The organism is Paenibacillus selenitireducens, from assembly GCF_002021565.1.
Lineage (GTDB): Bacteria > Bacillota > Bacilli > Paenibacillales > Paenibacillaceae > Paenibacillus_K > Paenibacillus_K selenitireducens.
On the sequence record NZ_MSZX01000005.1, the window covers coordinates 417,842 to 432,913 of the forward strand.

At 42.6% G+C, this 15,072-nt stretch carries 18 protein-coding genes; 5 read left to right on the forward strand and 13 right to left on the reverse strand.

The genetic code is table 11. The features are described from left to right. Positions 1 to 11 precede the first annotated feature (11 nt). The gene (locus BVG16_RS15190; protein ID WP_144027393.1) at positions 12 to 3,551 is read left to right on the forward strand and encodes a family 43 glycosylhydrolase; all 3,540 of its coding nucleotides are present in this window, start codon (positions 12 to 14) and stop codon (positions 3,549 to 3,551) included. Between the two features lie 214 nt (positions 3,552 to 3,765). On the opposite strand, the gene BVG16_RS15195 is transcribed toward BVG16_RS15190, so the two are convergent. Genes BVG16_RS15195 through BVG16_RS15205 form a run of 3 tightly spaced genes read right to left on the reverse strand, consistent with a single transcriptional unit; the run spans position 3,766 to position 7,524 of the window. Further along, entirely contained in the window at positions 3,766 to 4,926 is a 1,161-nt protein-coding gene (locus tag BVG16_RS15195) for a Ger(x)C family spore germination protein (RefSeq protein ID WP_078499514.1), read from the reverse strand. Further along, positions 4,923 to 6,431 carry a spore germination protein gene (locus BVG16_RS15200; protein WP_078499515.1) on the reverse strand — a complete coding sequence of 503 codons (1,509 nt, stop codon included), beginning with the start codon at positions 6,429 to 6,431 and terminating at the stop codon, positions 4,923 to 4,925. Before BVG16_RS15200 ends, BVG16_RS15195 begins: the two co-directional genes overlap by 4 nt. Beyond that, complete coding sequence (locus BVG16_RS15205) at positions 6,412 to 7,524, reverse strand: endospore germination permease (RefSeq protein WP_078499516.1); 1,113 nt, start codon at positions 7,522 to 7,524, stop codon at positions 6,412 to 6,414. Before BVG16_RS15205 ends, BVG16_RS15200 begins: the two co-directional genes overlap by 20 nt. A gap of 171 nt (positions 7,525 to 7,695) precedes the next feature. Here BVG16_RS15205 and BVG16_RS15210 point away from each other — a divergent pair, with 171 nt between their 5' ends. Beyond that, on the forward strand, positions 7,696 to 8,079 hold the full coding sequence (locus tag BVG16_RS15210; RefSeq protein WP_078499517.1) for a VOC family protein: 384 nt from the start codon (positions 7,696 to 7,698) through the stop codon (positions 8,077 to 8,079). A gap of 151 nt (positions 8,080 to 8,230) precedes the next feature. On the opposite strand, the gene BVG16_RS15215 is transcribed toward BVG16_RS15210, so the two are convergent. Further along, a complete protein-coding gene (locus BVG16_RS15215; RefSeq protein WP_198957472.1) occupies positions 8,231 to 9,100 on the reverse strand; it encodes an alpha/beta fold hydrolase in 870 nt (289 codons plus the stop codon). Between the two features lie 90 nt (positions 9,101 to 9,190). On the opposite strand from BVG16_RS15215, the gene BVG16_RS15220 reads away from it, so the two are divergent. After that, positions 9,191 to 9,622, forward strand: a complete 432-nt coding sequence (locus tag BVG16_RS15220; RefSeq protein ID WP_078499518.1) for a CBS domain-containing protein — start codon at positions 9,191 to 9,193, stop codon at positions 9,620 to 9,622. 239 nt (positions 9,623 to 9,861) lie between these two features. On the opposite strand, the gene BVG16_RS33130 is transcribed toward BVG16_RS15220, so the two are convergent. From BVG16_RS33130 to BVG16_RS32830, 4 genes are all read right to left on the reverse strand, one after another. After that, entirely contained in the window at positions 9,862 to 10,017 is a 156-nt protein-coding gene (locus BVG16_RS33130; protein WP_198957480.1) for a hypothetical protein, read from the reverse strand. A gap of 95 nt (positions 10,018 to 10,112) precedes the next feature. Continuing rightward, the gene (gene yjcZ, locus BVG16_RS15225; protein ID WP_078499519.1) at positions 10,113 to 10,223 is read right to left on the reverse strand and encodes a sporulation protein YjcZ; all 111 of its coding nucleotides are present in this window, start codon (positions 10,221 to 10,223) and stop codon (positions 10,113 to 10,115) included. A 279-nt stretch (positions 10,224 to 10,502) separates the two neighbouring features. After that, a complete protein-coding gene (locus BVG16_RS33360; protein WP_078499520.1) occupies positions 10,503 to 10,607 on the reverse strand; it encodes a sporulation protein YjcZ in 105 nt (34 codons plus the stop codon). 98 nt (positions 10,608 to 10,705) lie between these two features. Then, positions 10,706 to 10,873 carry a hypothetical protein gene (locus BVG16_RS32830; protein ID WP_158081704.1) on the reverse strand — a complete coding sequence of 56 codons (168 nt, stop codon included), beginning with the start codon at positions 10,871 to 10,873 and terminating at the stop codon, positions 10,706 to 10,708. A gap of 399 nt (positions 10,874 to 11,272) precedes the next feature. On the opposite strand from BVG16_RS32830, the gene BVG16_RS15235 reads away from it, so the two are divergent. Beyond that, positions 11,273 to 12,289: a glycosyltransferase gene (locus BVG16_RS15235; RefSeq protein WP_078499521.1), complete on the forward strand. Its 1,017-nt coding sequence runs from the start codon at positions 11,273 to 11,275 to the stop codon at positions 12,287 to 12,289. A gap of 313 nt (positions 12,290 to 12,602) precedes the next feature. On the opposite strand, the gene BVG16_RS15240 is transcribed toward BVG16_RS15235, so the two are convergent. From BVG16_RS15240 to BVG16_RS15260, 5 genes are all read right to left on the reverse strand, one after another. Further along, a complete protein-coding gene (locus BVG16_RS15240) occupies positions 12,603 to 12,839 on the reverse strand; it encodes a spore germination protein (protein ID WP_078499522.1) in 237 nt (78 codons plus the stop codon). A gap of 96 nt (positions 12,840 to 12,935) precedes the next feature. Then, a complete protein-coding gene (locus tag BVG16_RS15245) occupies positions 12,936 to 13,304 on the reverse strand; it encodes a spore germination protein GerPE (protein WP_078499523.1) in 369 nt (122 codons plus the stop codon). 1 nt (position 13,305) lies between these two features. Then, on the reverse strand, positions 13,306 to 13,479 hold the full coding sequence (locus BVG16_RS15250; protein WP_078499610.1) for a spore gernimation protein GerPD: 174 nt from the start codon (positions 13,477 to 13,479) through the stop codon (positions 13,306 to 13,308). Positions 13,480 to 13,493: 14 nt separating this feature from the next. Beyond that, positions 13,494 to 14,102, reverse strand: coding sequence for a spore germination protein GerPC (gene gerPC / locus BVG16_RS15255; RefSeq protein WP_078499524.1), 609 nt, complete (start codon positions 14,100 to 14,102; stop codon positions 13,494 to 13,496). A gap of 29 nt (positions 14,103 to 14,131) precedes the next feature. Further along, complete coding sequence (locus BVG16_RS15260; RefSeq protein WP_078499525.1) at positions 14,132 to 14,326, reverse strand: spore germination protein GerPB; 195 nt, start codon at positions 14,324 to 14,326, stop codon at positions 14,132 to 14,134. 135 nt (positions 14,327 to 14,461) lie between these two features. On the opposite strand from BVG16_RS15260, the gene BVG16_RS15265 reads away from it, so the two are divergent. Continuing rightward, the gene (locus BVG16_RS15265) at positions 14,462 to 14,914 is read left to right on the forward strand and encodes an Hsp20/alpha crystallin family protein (RefSeq protein WP_233147046.1); all 453 of its coding nucleotides are present in this window, start codon (positions 14,462 to 14,464) and stop codon (positions 14,912 to 14,914) included. The last annotated feature ends 158 nt before the right edge of the window (positions 14,915 to 15,072 follow it).

Consider the following 15,072-nt stretch of genomic DNA (forward strand, 5'->3'; position numbering starts at 1 on the left):
ATTATTCATTAATGACATTAAATTCTATCCGAAGTCAAGCTTGGATGATTGCACTTCTCACTGTTTTATCGTTGTTCCCCTTATCCTCATTTGCAGCTGCAGCAGGGGATGAAGATGTTACGGAGCAGCAGTTGAAGGATAACGACTACATTCTTTATTTCGTCAATGCGGGTGATCCAACACCGAATACGCTCGAAGGTACGGATAAAATGGGGTTGTATAACAGCGTGACAGAGCAAGTATTCGGTCCTGATGGCGTAACGGGTAAGAGGTGGGGGCTGGAAACGACGACGAGTAAAACTAGTGTATCCGATCCAACGAACAAAAAAGGATCTCTTCGGTATTACTCGGGCGAACAAGTGAGAGATAAGGCCCTTGCTTACAAATTTGAGCTCCCGACATCCGGTGATTATGATGTTACCATTGGTTTTAAAAATCCATGGAGTGGCCGAAGCGTTAATATTCTTTTAGAAGGTAACAATGTGTCTGGTGGTGATTATGACATTGGCAGTTATAATGTGGAAAAAGAAGTTACCTACCGTAACATTCGTGTGGACGACGGCATGTTAAACGTTCGCATCCAAGGACCGGCAACCGCAGCGCTAACGAACTATAATGATCCATTAGTGAATTATCTGTTGGTGCGCAAAAGTGTCATCCTGCCGATTTCAGTACTCGAAGCAAAGATTGCGGTCGCCCAAGCTGAAGCGAACAATCCGAAGTATACCCAATATAGTGTAGATCAACTGAAAAAGGTGATTTCGACCGCGCAAACTCTTGTTAAGCAGGTGAACGAAGAAGGAAAAGATATTGCCCAGCTTCAATCCGAACTCCGTGAAGCAATGGATGAATTGGATGCGGCAATGGCGGGGCTAATCTTAGCAACGTCATATGATTCATTTACGCCGGGATCGGTGTGGACGGATACGAGTGGAGCTCCGATTCAAGCGCATGGCGGCGGGATTCTCTATGATGCAGCATCGAAAACCTATTTTTGGTACGGGGAAGATAAAACAAATGGATACCTTCCCGCAAGAGGGGTTCGCGTCTATTCCTCGACAGATCTCTATAATTGGAAGGATGAAGGTCTTGCGCTGACGGCCATCGAATCCATGGATCAATTTGATTCTGACCCGCTTATTGCTGAGTTGTACGCGGGTAGAACGGATCGAGCTGATATTTTTAATGATATCGGTACACAGCGAATCATCGAACGACCTAAGGTCATTTATAATGACAAAACCAAGAAATACGTTATGTGGATGCATACCGATGGTCCCTCCGAAACTTCCAATGCCAATTATGCGAAGGCTGAAGCGGGTTATGCACTAAGCGATTCGCCTACAGGCCCGTTCGTCTATCAAGTTAGCCATCGTATGGATCGCGTTCCGCCGGGAGCGGATTACGACGGTCAACCCAATCAACCGGGGATGGCTAGGGACATGAATCTGTTCAAGGATGATGATGGGACGGCCTATCTCATCTATTCCAGCGAAGAGAACATGACGATCTATATTTCGAAACTTAATGAAGCTTACACCGATGTGGTCGGATGGCATAAGGACGGCAACGAAGCGAGAGATACGACGTACAAAGCAGAATACGGCAAGGATTATATCCGGGTGTTCCCTGGAGCACAGCGCGAAGCACCTGCAATGTTCAAATATCAAGGCAAATATTATCTCATTACGTCGGGAGCAACAGGATGGGCACCTAACCGCGCAGCGTATACGGTTGCCGACAATATCTTCGGCGAATGGAAGGCGATGCGCGATCCTTCCGTGGGGTCACAAGCTTCCACGACGTTCGATTCTCAAAGTACGTATGTTATTCCAGTCGATCCTGCTAAGGGGAAATTCATTTTCATGGGGGATCGCTGGAAATCCAGTGATTTGAAGGATTCAAGATACATTTGGTTGCCGATTGAATTCGGGCAGCAGGATGAGATTCTGTTGAAATGGTATGATACATGGAATCTAGGACTTCTTGATGGGATGGGCAAAATAACCGTTAATACGAAGTTACCTGAGAAGGTAGCTGTCGGCGAAACGCCAGCCTTACCGAATATGCTATCGGTTACTCAAGCAGATGGTACCGTACTCAGTACGCCTGTGAGTTGGACGATCAAAGCTTCTGATTTTGATAAACCAGGTACGGTATTTGTCACAGGGCTCTTAACCGAATTAGGCAGAAAAGAAATTCGTACATCGATTCACGTCATTCCGGAACATGTCCAATATTTGGTTCATGCGGGCGGCGCGGCAACCGCGGACTATAAGTTATGGTCATCCTATATGCAAGATTCGCTTGTGAATAAGCAAGCAATTGATCAAAAGTATGATCCTGCGCAAGGCCATACCTGGGGTTACATGGGAAATGGTACAAATACATCAGGCGGAGCAGATGGCAATATGTTCAGCTCATTACGATATTTGCTCTCAAATTCAGGAGATGACATCACCTATACATTCGATACAATCGATAACGGTCATTACACCGTCTACTTAGGGATGTACGATCCTTGGTATCAATATACCAAAGGAACTCGCAAAGCCAATATCCTGATAAATGGGGATATCAAAACCAGCGGATATGCCTTCACGGATGCGTATGATGTTTTGTCCTACAAGAATATGAATGTCACGACAGGGAAACTCGATATTACAGTGAGGAGAGCCGTACCCTCTAGTCCAGATCCTCAAATAAGTTGGATTATGATTGTAGATGAGGATGCAGCGACAAGAGAGGGCGCACGGATCACAGGCCCCGCTTCCATAAGTCCCGAAAGTGAATTGGAATTGATCTACGGGATGGCCAATGTCGCTACAAGCGTGTATGCGCACGAAGTTATGGTGAATTATGACCCTGCGAAGCTGAAATATGTGGATGCTGCTCCCGCGATAGAAGGCTTCCAGATCGTTGCAAGTTCTGAGGCGACAGCGGGGAAAGTTCGCTTGATTCAAGCAAGAACAGACCCAGACCAGATGATCACAGGGTCGATGGATGTAGTTAAGCTGCATTTTCAAGTGAAGTCTGCGACAGAGAGTGTATCTACCTCGGTCTATGCCACGGATGCAATGATCGCAGATGCGGCGGGAAATGAGGCTTCATTGAAGTCATTATCAACATATAATGTCCATATCAATGTACCTGTCGTAGATAAATCTAGTCTTCGAGCAACCATTGCCCAGGCGGAAGGCTTGAAACAAGCTGCTAAAATCAGCGATAAGAGATGGGGGTATTACCCACAAGCTGCCATAGACGCCTTCGCGACGGCGATCCAATCTGCAATACGTGTGGAGAATTTATCTTCGGCATCGCAAGCGCAGGTGGATCAGGCAGTAGACAGTATGCAAGCAGCGATTCACGTCTTCAAAGCATCCATCAATACAAAAGCAAGCATTGGCGATTTAGCCTTGATTGCGGCACGTTATGGCGCAACATCTGCTGCTAGTGATTGGTCAGATCTCCAGATGTATGATTTCAATCAGGATGGGAAATTGGATATTGTAGACCTTTCGGCGATGGCACAGCAAATTATGGGGCAATAAAGAAATTAGAAAGAAAAACGACGATTATAGAAAAGGCTTTTGGCGGGCTTCCCTGATGGAATATCCGCCAAAAGTCTTTCTTTTGTTGCAGGAGACTCATCCTTAGGTACGTAAGTAGCGGCAAATATCGATCCAAAATGACGAAGAAGGTACACCTCTTGTCCAATCGGAGCGGAACGCATCGAATCTTGCGCTCGCCTGGGAAATAATTTAATTATTTCCTTAGCTTCATCATCCCCGCATGCTTCAGAGATACTTTGATATCGACTTGATCGAGCATGTCTAGGCTTAATGGGATACCCTGGCCTTGTTGATGACTTTTCCAATAGTTCACATGTTGGCGGTAAATCTCTTTGCGAATGGAAAATAAATCTACGTTTTTCTGAACACCGTCACGGAACGTGGTTTGAACTTCTTTGCGAATTTTTTGTTCAGCAAGCTTCTCCATTTGGTGTGGCAGCATATCTGTCAGCGTTTCATCAATAGAACCATCTATGTTCAAGCGCAGCGTGATCTTTGGGCGTTGCCCTTGTATCTTCACGATGATCTTACTAGCGGGCACGTTCAGAGACAGCATGGCCACAGGCTTCTGATGCGGTTCGATTTGAAGCGCGGTGTGTATAACATTCTGGAAGTTCCACCGCAGTCCCGTGATATCTTTTTTGCCCCACCATCCATGGAAATGGTTTTTTTCGATCGCAAAGATGCCATCCATTTCATATTGATCCGTCGGTTTGGTATCTTCAAACCATTGATGATGATTGATCGAAATGGAGGGAAGCAAGAGCGTGGATCCTGGTCGTAGCAAATGAATGAACATTTCCCTTAAAGAGATGGGATGAATATAAGATTGCTGAGTATAGACATCTTGCGGTTGATGGAGGATGGAATTTAACGGTGATAAATTGAACGCATTGGGTGCTGCGAACAGTTCTTTCATATTGCTCCGCGTGCCGAACACCCAAGGCGTAAATCGAATCTCGTGATATCGCAGCATCGTATCGATCATTTTCCGGAGATCTTGTTTCATAGATCGCTCATGGAAGACAATGGCGCCAATATGTTCCCAAATGATGGGCAGCTGTGAAGCGGTATAAATATCATTCACAGCCGCGTCTAGCGTAACTCCTTCACCCCGGCCTAGCCATACGGGAACATGTTCTTTAGATTTGGTCGTATCTTGTCTGGCGACATTCGTAAAATCCAGGGATTGTGAATAGACAATATATTTGTTATCTACATAATCGATACCGAGCGCCGCAACATAGTTAATATCTTGAATGTTTTTCTTGTCCCAGCATCCTGTCAAGGCAATAGTCAGAAACAAGAAAAGGCATATCATGAACAAGCTTTTTACCTGTTTCGCGTACATCATTGCTCATCTCCTTGCCGTGTCTCGTCCATAGGATGAATATAATGCGGACGTTTACTATTTTGAAAAGGTGGCAACGCCGCAATCGATTTGACCATATCGCGGAAGGACGGCGGTGAGATGGGGGATAGATAGGGAATGCCAAAGGATTCCAAAGTGGACAGGTACAGCAAAATTCCTAGCATGGAGATGAAGAATCCAAACATGCCAAAAAAATTAGCCATCAGAAGTACTCCAAATTTAAGAATACTTACGGTTCCGCTTAAGGATTGATTTACCAATGTGAATGTAGCAACCGCATTGACGGCCGCAACGACTAACATCGTTGGCGAACCCAGCCCAGCTCGGATGGCTGCATCTCCCACGATTAATCCCCCTACGACAGCGACGGTTTGTCCGACGGCTCTGGGCAAGCGAGCCCCTGCTTCACGGAAAATCTCGAACAGTCCCAACATCAGGATTAACTCCATGGCTGCAGTGAACGGAAGCCCTAATCGAGCATTCGTCACGGTGGCGAGCATCGGCAGTGGAAGTTGTTCTACGTTGAAAGAACATAATGCTAACCAGAATCCAGGAATGAAAATGGAAATGATCAGCCCTATCACACGCATCAATCGTTGAAATGTCACGAAGAAATACGGAAAATGGACATCTTCCGGTGACTTAAGCTCCAATAAAAGTTCGGATGGGCCAATCAATACCATCGGGACGGTGTCCACGATAATCGAGAATCTCCCGCGAACCAAAGCCTGTACGACATAATCCGGTCTCCCGATATAATCTAACAATGGGAATAAGGAGTATTTCGAATCCCCGATGGCTTCTCCTAGCTGAGAACTGCTCACGATCGAATCTAAATTAATTTGGGATAAGCGCTGTTTCACGGTTTCGATCATGTTTTTGTTCGCGACATCCTCCAAATACAATAAGGCAATATTGGTCTGCGAGCGTTTCCCCATGATGCTTTTTTCAATTTTAAGCGATTCTGTCTTAAGACGTTTGCGAACCAATGCGATGTTGGTCGTGAGGCTCTCCGTAAACCCGTCTTTCGGCCCTTTAATCGAAATTTCGGTACTGGATTCTTCCGGTACTCGATTTGGGGCATCCGAGATATCAAGCGTATAGAATAGATTCACTTGAGGCTGGCAAATAAGCAAATAGCCATTGAAAACCTTCATAATCGCCTCATGGATTCCTTTGGAGGCATCCATCAAGTCCACAGCCAGAAGCGGGTTGTGCTCCAGCTCTTCCATCGCAGGATTGACGTGCAGCATTTCATTGATTTTAGGAATAATGAACTGATTGATTTGTTTGTGATCTGTCACACCATCACACCATACAAGGCAGATTTCCATGACGGATACAGGCGTACCGTATTCAAGCGTATGGTATTGAATATCCGCGCATAGGGATAAGCGTTCTTTCAGATTGGCATAGGTTAACGGCAGACCGGAAGTCGGATTTAGCTTATCTAATGGATCTTCCTGACTAGTTGCTTGGTTGGTCATGCGATTTGATCCTCCTGTTAGCCTGGTGAATCCACGTCAACAGACACATGATGAAAGACAAAACAATGATACTTATCGTGATGGTTGGATAATAGAGGGTATACAGCCACTTCATGAACAACATGTCACTCATACTGAACTGTACGGCAAGAATCAGAGCGATGGAAACCGATACGCAAAAAATGAATTTCGGGCGTTTGCCTCGGATGGGTGTCAGATCATATACGAAAAATATCGCGAGAGAGATACGGATAAATGCGCCTGACAACCACTGATAAATGGATAGAAAATCTAAATGGTTAATGTACTTGCCAATCGTGACAAGCCGCCATTGTTCAAAGACCGGAAATCGAAGGTCGGTCGCAATTTCACGCCCAAAGTTCGCGATGGAGCCAAGATAAGGACCTATGGTCAAACCAGCAAGGCATATAGCCAAAATTGCTAAGCCTTTATAGCTCACTTTCGTGGAGAGATGATGTTGCAGTAACAGGAACATGAACAATTCAACCATACCAGCCCCAGGGTAGACGATACCTTTTAAGATCGGGTAGAATCCATTCTCGAATAGGGGTGTGATTAAGCTGTAATCCTTATATTGAAAGTTCAACCCCATCACAAAATAACCGAGAATAATCACGATAGGCAGTAAAGCACCTGCACATATAGCAATTGATCGAATCCCGGCAAGTGCTGATAAGGAACATAATAAAGTCAGGATGGAGGCTAGCATAAATACGGGTGTTCTGGTCAAATAAGATGTCATGGTCCAATTCGTCGTATCTTTTAAGGTAACGAAAGCGATGGAGAATAAATACAAGATGAGAATCCCGACAATGACCCAAGCGATGAAGGAACCCGATTGTTCTTTCAGCCATAAATAGATGGGTCTCGTTCCTTTTCTATTTAGGACATAAAGCAAGGTGGGTATCCACAGTAAAGCAATACAAAGGACCAACAGGATACTCATCCATCCATCATTTCCAGTACACTGGAGAAGCAGCGGGATAATGTTAACATGGTTAAGTAATCCGGTAGATAAAATAAGGATCATACAGGCTTGGAAAAAGGTTATGGATTTTGTGCCAGCTTTCATAGGAAACTCCTAACATTGCAAGATAATGTTAATTTGCACCAACAGGTGTGAAATCATTCCCATGGGAAGGCTGTGCAAGCCAATCATCTTGAAATTCCATTGCAAGCGATTACGAGCGGATGATATGATCGAGATGACGAGGTGGAGAAAATAGCCAAGGGGGAGTATGGTATGATGGAGTACTTGAACATTCACCATGTGAGTATCGCGGTACGTGATTTAACAAGAGCGAAACAATTTTACTCGGAGGTTCTACAGTTGCAAGAATTGACACGACCGCCGTTTCAATCCAAAGGTGCATGGTATGCGATCGGCGACCAACAACTTCATCTGATCGAATGTCCAGATGGCGAAGCGTTGCGCGAAGGTCCGATCAATTCGCAGGACAGCCATTTTGCGGTTTGGGTGAAGAGTTATCGAGATACAATTGCCTGGTTGGAACAGGCAGGTATTCCCTATGAAGCTCGTCCGGAGAGCGTTGCAGGATTTTCACAGATTTACATTTTGGACGTAGATCATCACATTATTGAGTTTGATGCGGCCTATCATTCATAATTTAAATGTTTCCGATGTCACAAAAATACATATAAAATGAAAATATCCTCGGGGGCTACACATTGATTTAGTTATAAAAATCCATATAGATTGTAGATAGGATGACAACAGGGGCGTGCATGAGCACGCTCTTTTTTTGATTGTTGCCATATCAATCCGAAATCTGATTCTGCTCTTTCGATCGTTCTTGTGCAGCAATATAGGCCTCCGGCATGAAGTCTGACTCTTTAATGTCAGTCGGAAGGTTGCCTGATTGTTCTTGAATCCAGTTACGCATAACCTGATTTATCTCAGCAGCCGCTTTCGTAGGTAGTTGATGTTTTACGTTCTGAATGAGGATCAACTTGAAATGGCGTAAACCTTGCTGGAGTATTTTGCGGTATCGTATAAAGCCTCGATCCTTATCACCGTACAGCAGCAACACAGGTGTGTTGATCTTGGAAAGCTGATTCGTACAGTTGTAGTTTAAGCTGAACTTGTAATATTCTTGAATATTTTGGGTGTTCCCACATTGCGAGTTATGCAACAGATTGCGAAATGTATGTGCGCTGTCTGCATTTCCCCAAGTAATACCAAGCATCAGTAAACGCATCAATGGTTGCCATCCAGACATCCCGATCGCGAGTCGAATTCGGTTCCTTAGGACGAAATCACTCGCCTCAGACATCGTACTTATCAGTATTCCGCCCCAAAAACGGTCCGAATGAGCAAGCATCGCTTCTAATGCAATGGAGCCGCCAGCGGAATAACCACATATAATTGCCTTTTCAATGTTCAGATGATCCAGCAACTGCTTCATATCTTCGGTTATCAGCGCATAGGAAAGCGGGATGTTGGAGGGCTGACTTCGACCATGCCCTCGGATATCGAAGGTAATGACCTGAAACTGATCTGACAGTTGCATTTGCTGATAGCTAAAATTAGCACTCGTGAGTAGCGGAGGATGAATAAACACGATCGGGATGCCCGTCCCATACGTTTCATAGTAGAGCATGGTTCCGTTGATAGATTCGAGTGGCAAGTGAAATCACTCCTTTTATGAGCATGAGTATCTCCCGATGAATAGGATGCGCTGTTTCGGAAATTCTAACCTGAAGAAGGAGGGGTTCTCATGAAAACTTTACGTGAGATTATGACCACAGACTATGTAACCGTGTCGTCTGAAGACGACATTTATCAAATCGCCGTCAAAATGGAGCAGAATAATATCGGCTTTATTCCGGTTGTAGACAACAAAAAATTAATGGGTGTCGTAACGGACCGTGACCTTGTGATTCGCGGTTATGCTGCAAAGAGACCTGGCTCTACGCCTGCCAAGGAAGTCATGACACAAAATATCGTTACCGTTTCCCCGGATACAACCGTCGAAGAAGCTGCAAATATGATGTCGAAGGAAATGATTCGTCGTCTGGCTGTCGTCGATCAGGGTGAGCTAGCCGGCGTCGTGGCGATCGGAGACCTAGCCGTTACAGATCAATTCGACAGCATCGCCAGTGATGCGCTAAGTGAAATTTCCCAGCATACCGATGTTGTACATCATTAATGAATATGAATTAATGTATCGAATGAAAATTAGGCATGCGTGAGTATGCTCAAAGTGTCGATAAAGTCCAGAGGACTTTTCGGCACTTTATTTTTTTGGTGGATCTCGTCTCGTAGAATTAAAATGTAACTCCTAATTACGAACTTTCGCTAAATAAACCGTGCGCACACGTCTGTTGATTTTGAGCAAAAGAAAACCGCCATCATTAGGCGGTTAGTTTGTTTAATAAGGCGTTCATTTTAATGATGCCACCATGACTCCACGATCTGATGTGCAACTTGCGGGTAATAACCTTTTCCAACTAGATAGGAGATAGCTGCAGCCTCTCTTAAAGCATGTTCGGTTGATATCGTTTGAGCTTCTCTCAAACCGTTTTGAACCCATGGTTCAACCATAGTTAATGTTTCCTGCATTATGCCCAGTCCATTTTTTGTTGAGCCCAAAATATCACATTATCGACATTAGGCCTAAAAGTACTATATCGTTATTATTAGATACCGAAACCGAAGCCAGAGCAAGCGCAAGCGACAATAACTAACAAGATGAACAATACAAGGATTGTACTTGTGCTTGTAAATAAACCTCCACGTAAATCGCCCATTTCAACACCTCCCTATTTTTGAGTACCAGTTATGTTATGAAGGTTGATCTCACTTTGTTTGGACGATTGTTACTGGATTATTTCACTATATTGAGATCAGATAACGTTGCCTTCTCAAATCGATTTTTTATTATGCATGGCTACTAAAGTAGTAATCGAATGATGAAATGTCACAAGAATTGATAGAAATTAGTTTAAAAGCCCCGGACCACTCCGAGGCTCTTTTCATTTCGATTTTCACATGATAGACATTAAGCCTTAAAGGCATGATCTGCATTATTAGATACCAAAACCACAGCAAGCGCAAGCGACGATTACTAACAAGATAAACAATACAAGGATTGTACCTGTGCTAGTAAATAAACCTCCACGAAAATCGCCCATTTGAGCACCTCCTTAATTTTTAGTACCCGATATGTTATGAAGGTTGCTCTCATTGTTTGGATGATTGTTACTAGTTATTTTCACTATATTGGAATGACTTACTGAAGTAAAAATCCTCGGAACGATGTAAACTGTAGTATGGGGCAGCCTTCTTTTTCAGAAATATCGCGAGCCGGTACGCCTACAGTTAATAAGATTTTTAATAGGCTGGTAACCATTGGCGCGATACGCTGCAATCCGCTAATTTCCACATGTTCTACTGTCAAGTGGTGCCCACTCAAGATTTGTTTGTATTGCATAGTTTATTGTACCTGGCCTTTTACCATGGCGAAGTTATTATAGCTAAACCACAAGTACGGTTGACGAACCTTGCTGCCTCAGATAAATCCAAACAATAAATAGAACGATTACAACTGCAAATAGTAGCAGTATGGCAGCGATAAAGGCTAGTTTATTTAACTCTCTGCTGGAGACTGGCGTTTTGAAATTTCTTTTTTTGTTATACAACGGTCGTTCCTCCTTTTAAAGAAAATGCTCGTGTTCATACTTGTATGATATGAAAAAGGAGATAATCTGATCAAAAATTAGGTTGTACCCTATTTCTTTTGAATTTGATAATTATCTAAAACCGTTTTTGAATCGTTTTAGAAAGAAGGATTTGCTGCATGAAAAAGCGAATGAAACTTCCGAAAAAAAACAAATTAACAATCGTTCAAGTGATTTCGAATTATCCAAGTGCACAGCCTGTGCCTTCCATTAAGGGTGGGACGGAGAAAATTGTGTTTGAACTGACGGAAGAATTGGTTAGACGAGGGCATAACGTGTATTTATTTGCGGCTTTGGGGAGTAGGAGCAAGGCCAATCTGATTACCTATCCTAAGGGGTTACGGCATAAAAGTATCGCTAGGTTTGTCACGCGTAAGACACCTATGGGAGCTGACATAATCCACGACCATACATTCCATTCTGCTATAGGCCAAACCATTCAGAGCATTCCAACGCTATGCACCTTTCATATCCCGGTCAAACGGCGCGTCAAATACCCGGTATACGTCAGTAAAAGTGCCCGCCAGCTTACGGGGAACAACAAAGGATTTTACGTATATAACGGGATTAATACGAGTGAATATGAATTCAGCACCGAGAAACATGGATATTTGTTGTTTATGGGTAGAATTATTCGCAATAAAGGTGTTTTGCATGCCATCGAAGTCGCTGAAAAGACCGGGAAAAAGTTGATTATCGCTGGACCCGTAAAAGCCCCGCATTTTTTTCGAAGAGAAGTGAAGCCGCGTATCCAGAAAAATGCGAATATTCAATATGTTGGACCCGTAGGTGGAAAACTGAAGCAGCAGCTGTTGAAGCATGCGGAATGTGTACTATTCCCGACATTATGGGATGAACCGTTCGGATTGGTTATGATAGAAAGTATGGCTTGCGGTACGCCTGTGTTGGCGCTCGGGAATGGTGCAGTGCCGGAAGTATTGTCCGGATTTCCTAATTTAATATGCAACACCGTGCATGATATGGTCGCAAAGGTTCGGAAGAAGAAGTATCCCACACCACATAAATTGAGAAAGTACGTCACGAAACGCTTTACCAACAAGAAGATGACGGACAGCTATATGGAAATTTATCAAGACATCATTCAAAGAGAAGCGGGTAATAGCAAACGGGGTTGATTACGATGTTTGTTAAACAGCTTATTAAAAATAAAGCTAAAAGAACAAATGCGGTTGCCTCTTAAGGGAGGGGGGACTGCATTTGTTTTTTTATACTAATTTTAGATCAAATCCTTTATCCAAGCGGTGACGATCAGCTTGTCCGAACTATATAGAAATATCTCATTAAAGTAGAGAAAGCCGATGCTTCGGATACGAATAACAACCAACAGGAACAAGATGCGGAAACTGCTGATGAATAATAGATGAATGTGGACAGGATAATACCCCAAAACGGGTGGTTTCCTGTCCTTTTTTAATAGCCATATGTGAATTATACGATTCCCTTATTACCAAATGTCGATTGATTCGAATCGTTCACATCAGAATCCCAGGTATTAGTAGCGCTGACAGCATTATTGTTCGTCATGAAATCTCCTGTATTAAACGACCCTGAACCGCCATAGGATTTGTTGGTGCTTTCTGGTGATACTTGTAATGTATCGCCAATAAGCACAACTCCAGATGATCCTACGCTTGAGATTTTAATATTTCCAACTATGGAAGGCATACGTAATACCACCTCTATTGGCAACCAAGATAATGCATCATATGTTGTCATTTGCCTAAGTGACACTTTTTAAATATGCAAGCTGAATATCTAAAATTATTTCTTCTGTATTCGCTGTTGTATCTGTTTGAATCTCGATTCACTCTCAATTAAGCAGTTTGAACCAATTTGAATAATCGAAGAAGTATCTACTCCCTTTATTTCTATATCCCTTACTTTTATGAATTTTGATTCGTTAACGATATTCATCTGTAAAGGAGTCAGTGCTATCGGTTCTGGAATTTCTTTAGAGAAAATCGGATAATCGTTAAAATCCCCTTCGGTTCCAAGATAGGTAGAACTCTCTTTTTGGAAAACGAGAGCTTTTGAATCAGGTGTCAGCCTTTGTGCATCTCCTACAATTAGAATGGCACTCGCCGAAATGCTGTCAACATGTAGCAGCTGAACGCATGAGATTCTTGCCATTTTATGATCTTGCTGGTACTGGAGCCGCTGGAGTGACGATTACCGATTCTGGGGGAGTATCCGAAATAGAAGAACATTTAATCACTTCAGTATCACCGACCATCAATACAGAAGAAGTGGACACACTTGTCACACGGATTGAAGTTACTTTGATTTCTTTATTAATGACTGTCATTTGTATCATAATGCTTAAGCTCCCTTCGGATCAGATTGAATCGTCCTGATATGCTGTTCAATCGCCATTTGAATGTCTCTTTTCACATGATCCAATATATGTTGTCTAGCCATTGACGCATCCTTAGCTGTCTCTTCATCCATTTGGTTGATATAATAATGAATTCTGTCATGTATTTGTTTTTTTAAATCACTTACCATGAGTTGTCGATACTCTTGATCTACATGTACTTGGTGTGTTTTCGTAAAGGAATCAATTGTATCCGGGACTTGATTTTGTAGATATTGGTCCATCATTTTAGATGTGGAATCATAAAGGTCGGATTGTTTATCCTTAGAATTGTGCACCCAACTACAACCATCTTTTGCCATATCCTCAATAGATTTCGCTCCATCCGGTGTAACCCCGATGACAAGTGTTCCGTTTAAATTTTCCATTTTTAGCATATCAAATCGATACTCGATTTTATCTATTGAAATTTGCTTTTGATTTCTGATCCCTGTCAACTCTTTTTTTAATTCTTCGAGGTTTGTTTCTAATTTATTTATCCGGTCTGTCTGCCAGTTGATATAAGTATGAAGTTGATGAAAATAATGGCTCCACTCATTTGAAGCTTGATTCATGGCGGGTTCCTCCTGAAAAATATTTGTTATTAACCTGGAGGTGGCAAAGGGACTAGAGGTTCTTCAGATTCACTCTCCGCGGCCTGAGGAGAACCACCTGTGTTGTACGAATTTGATAGTGGATTTATAACGCCAGTACTGCCAATCTGCAATATGGAAGAATTTGATATCGTGCCCACATGCAAGTTTTGAATTGTAATACTCTGGTGGACAATGAGATTCATACGATACCACCTACATTCCACGGTTTATTCCAGATTACACAACGTATGCAGGCAAATGCCTATTTGTTACGGCAACAATAGGTGAACACCTAAAGACTAAACTTACATACAATATAGAAAATATTAATTGGAGAGGTGACAAAGTTGAGTAAAACACCGAAAGATATGTTTGATTGGAAAAGTTTTGAAGAGTTTTTTGGTGGAAAATTACCTTTCATGGAAATGGAAAATGGAACTCCTTCGGAAAGTTGGGTCGAAAACTATGTACAAGGTGTATTGAAAAATATCCCAACAGCAACGAATAAAAACAACTTGATAAAACACGATATCTTTCAAACTCATAATTTTGTATTTATCAAAATCGCGATTCCTAAACATATCAGAATTAGGGATTTGCAGGTATCCGTAAGTCAGAACCAGATCAGGATTGAGGGACTTCCAGAAAATCAGCATCATATCATTAAACTCCCAGAAATCGTAAAGTCTCAAGAAAGCAAAGCTAAATTCAAAAACGGTATCCTGCAAATCAAAGTAAGAAAAAATAACGATGACCTGAAATTTCATGATGTGTATATAAGTTATGAATAAAGGTATTTGTTCATATAAAAGTCGATCATATGGATCGGCTTTTTCGGTTTGCGTAAAAGGTGCAGACGGAAGAGTCTCCTCATTATATTTTAAATAATACGGACAAATAGTTCTCCATATATATAGGAATAAGATACGGAGATATGGATTAAAAAGCA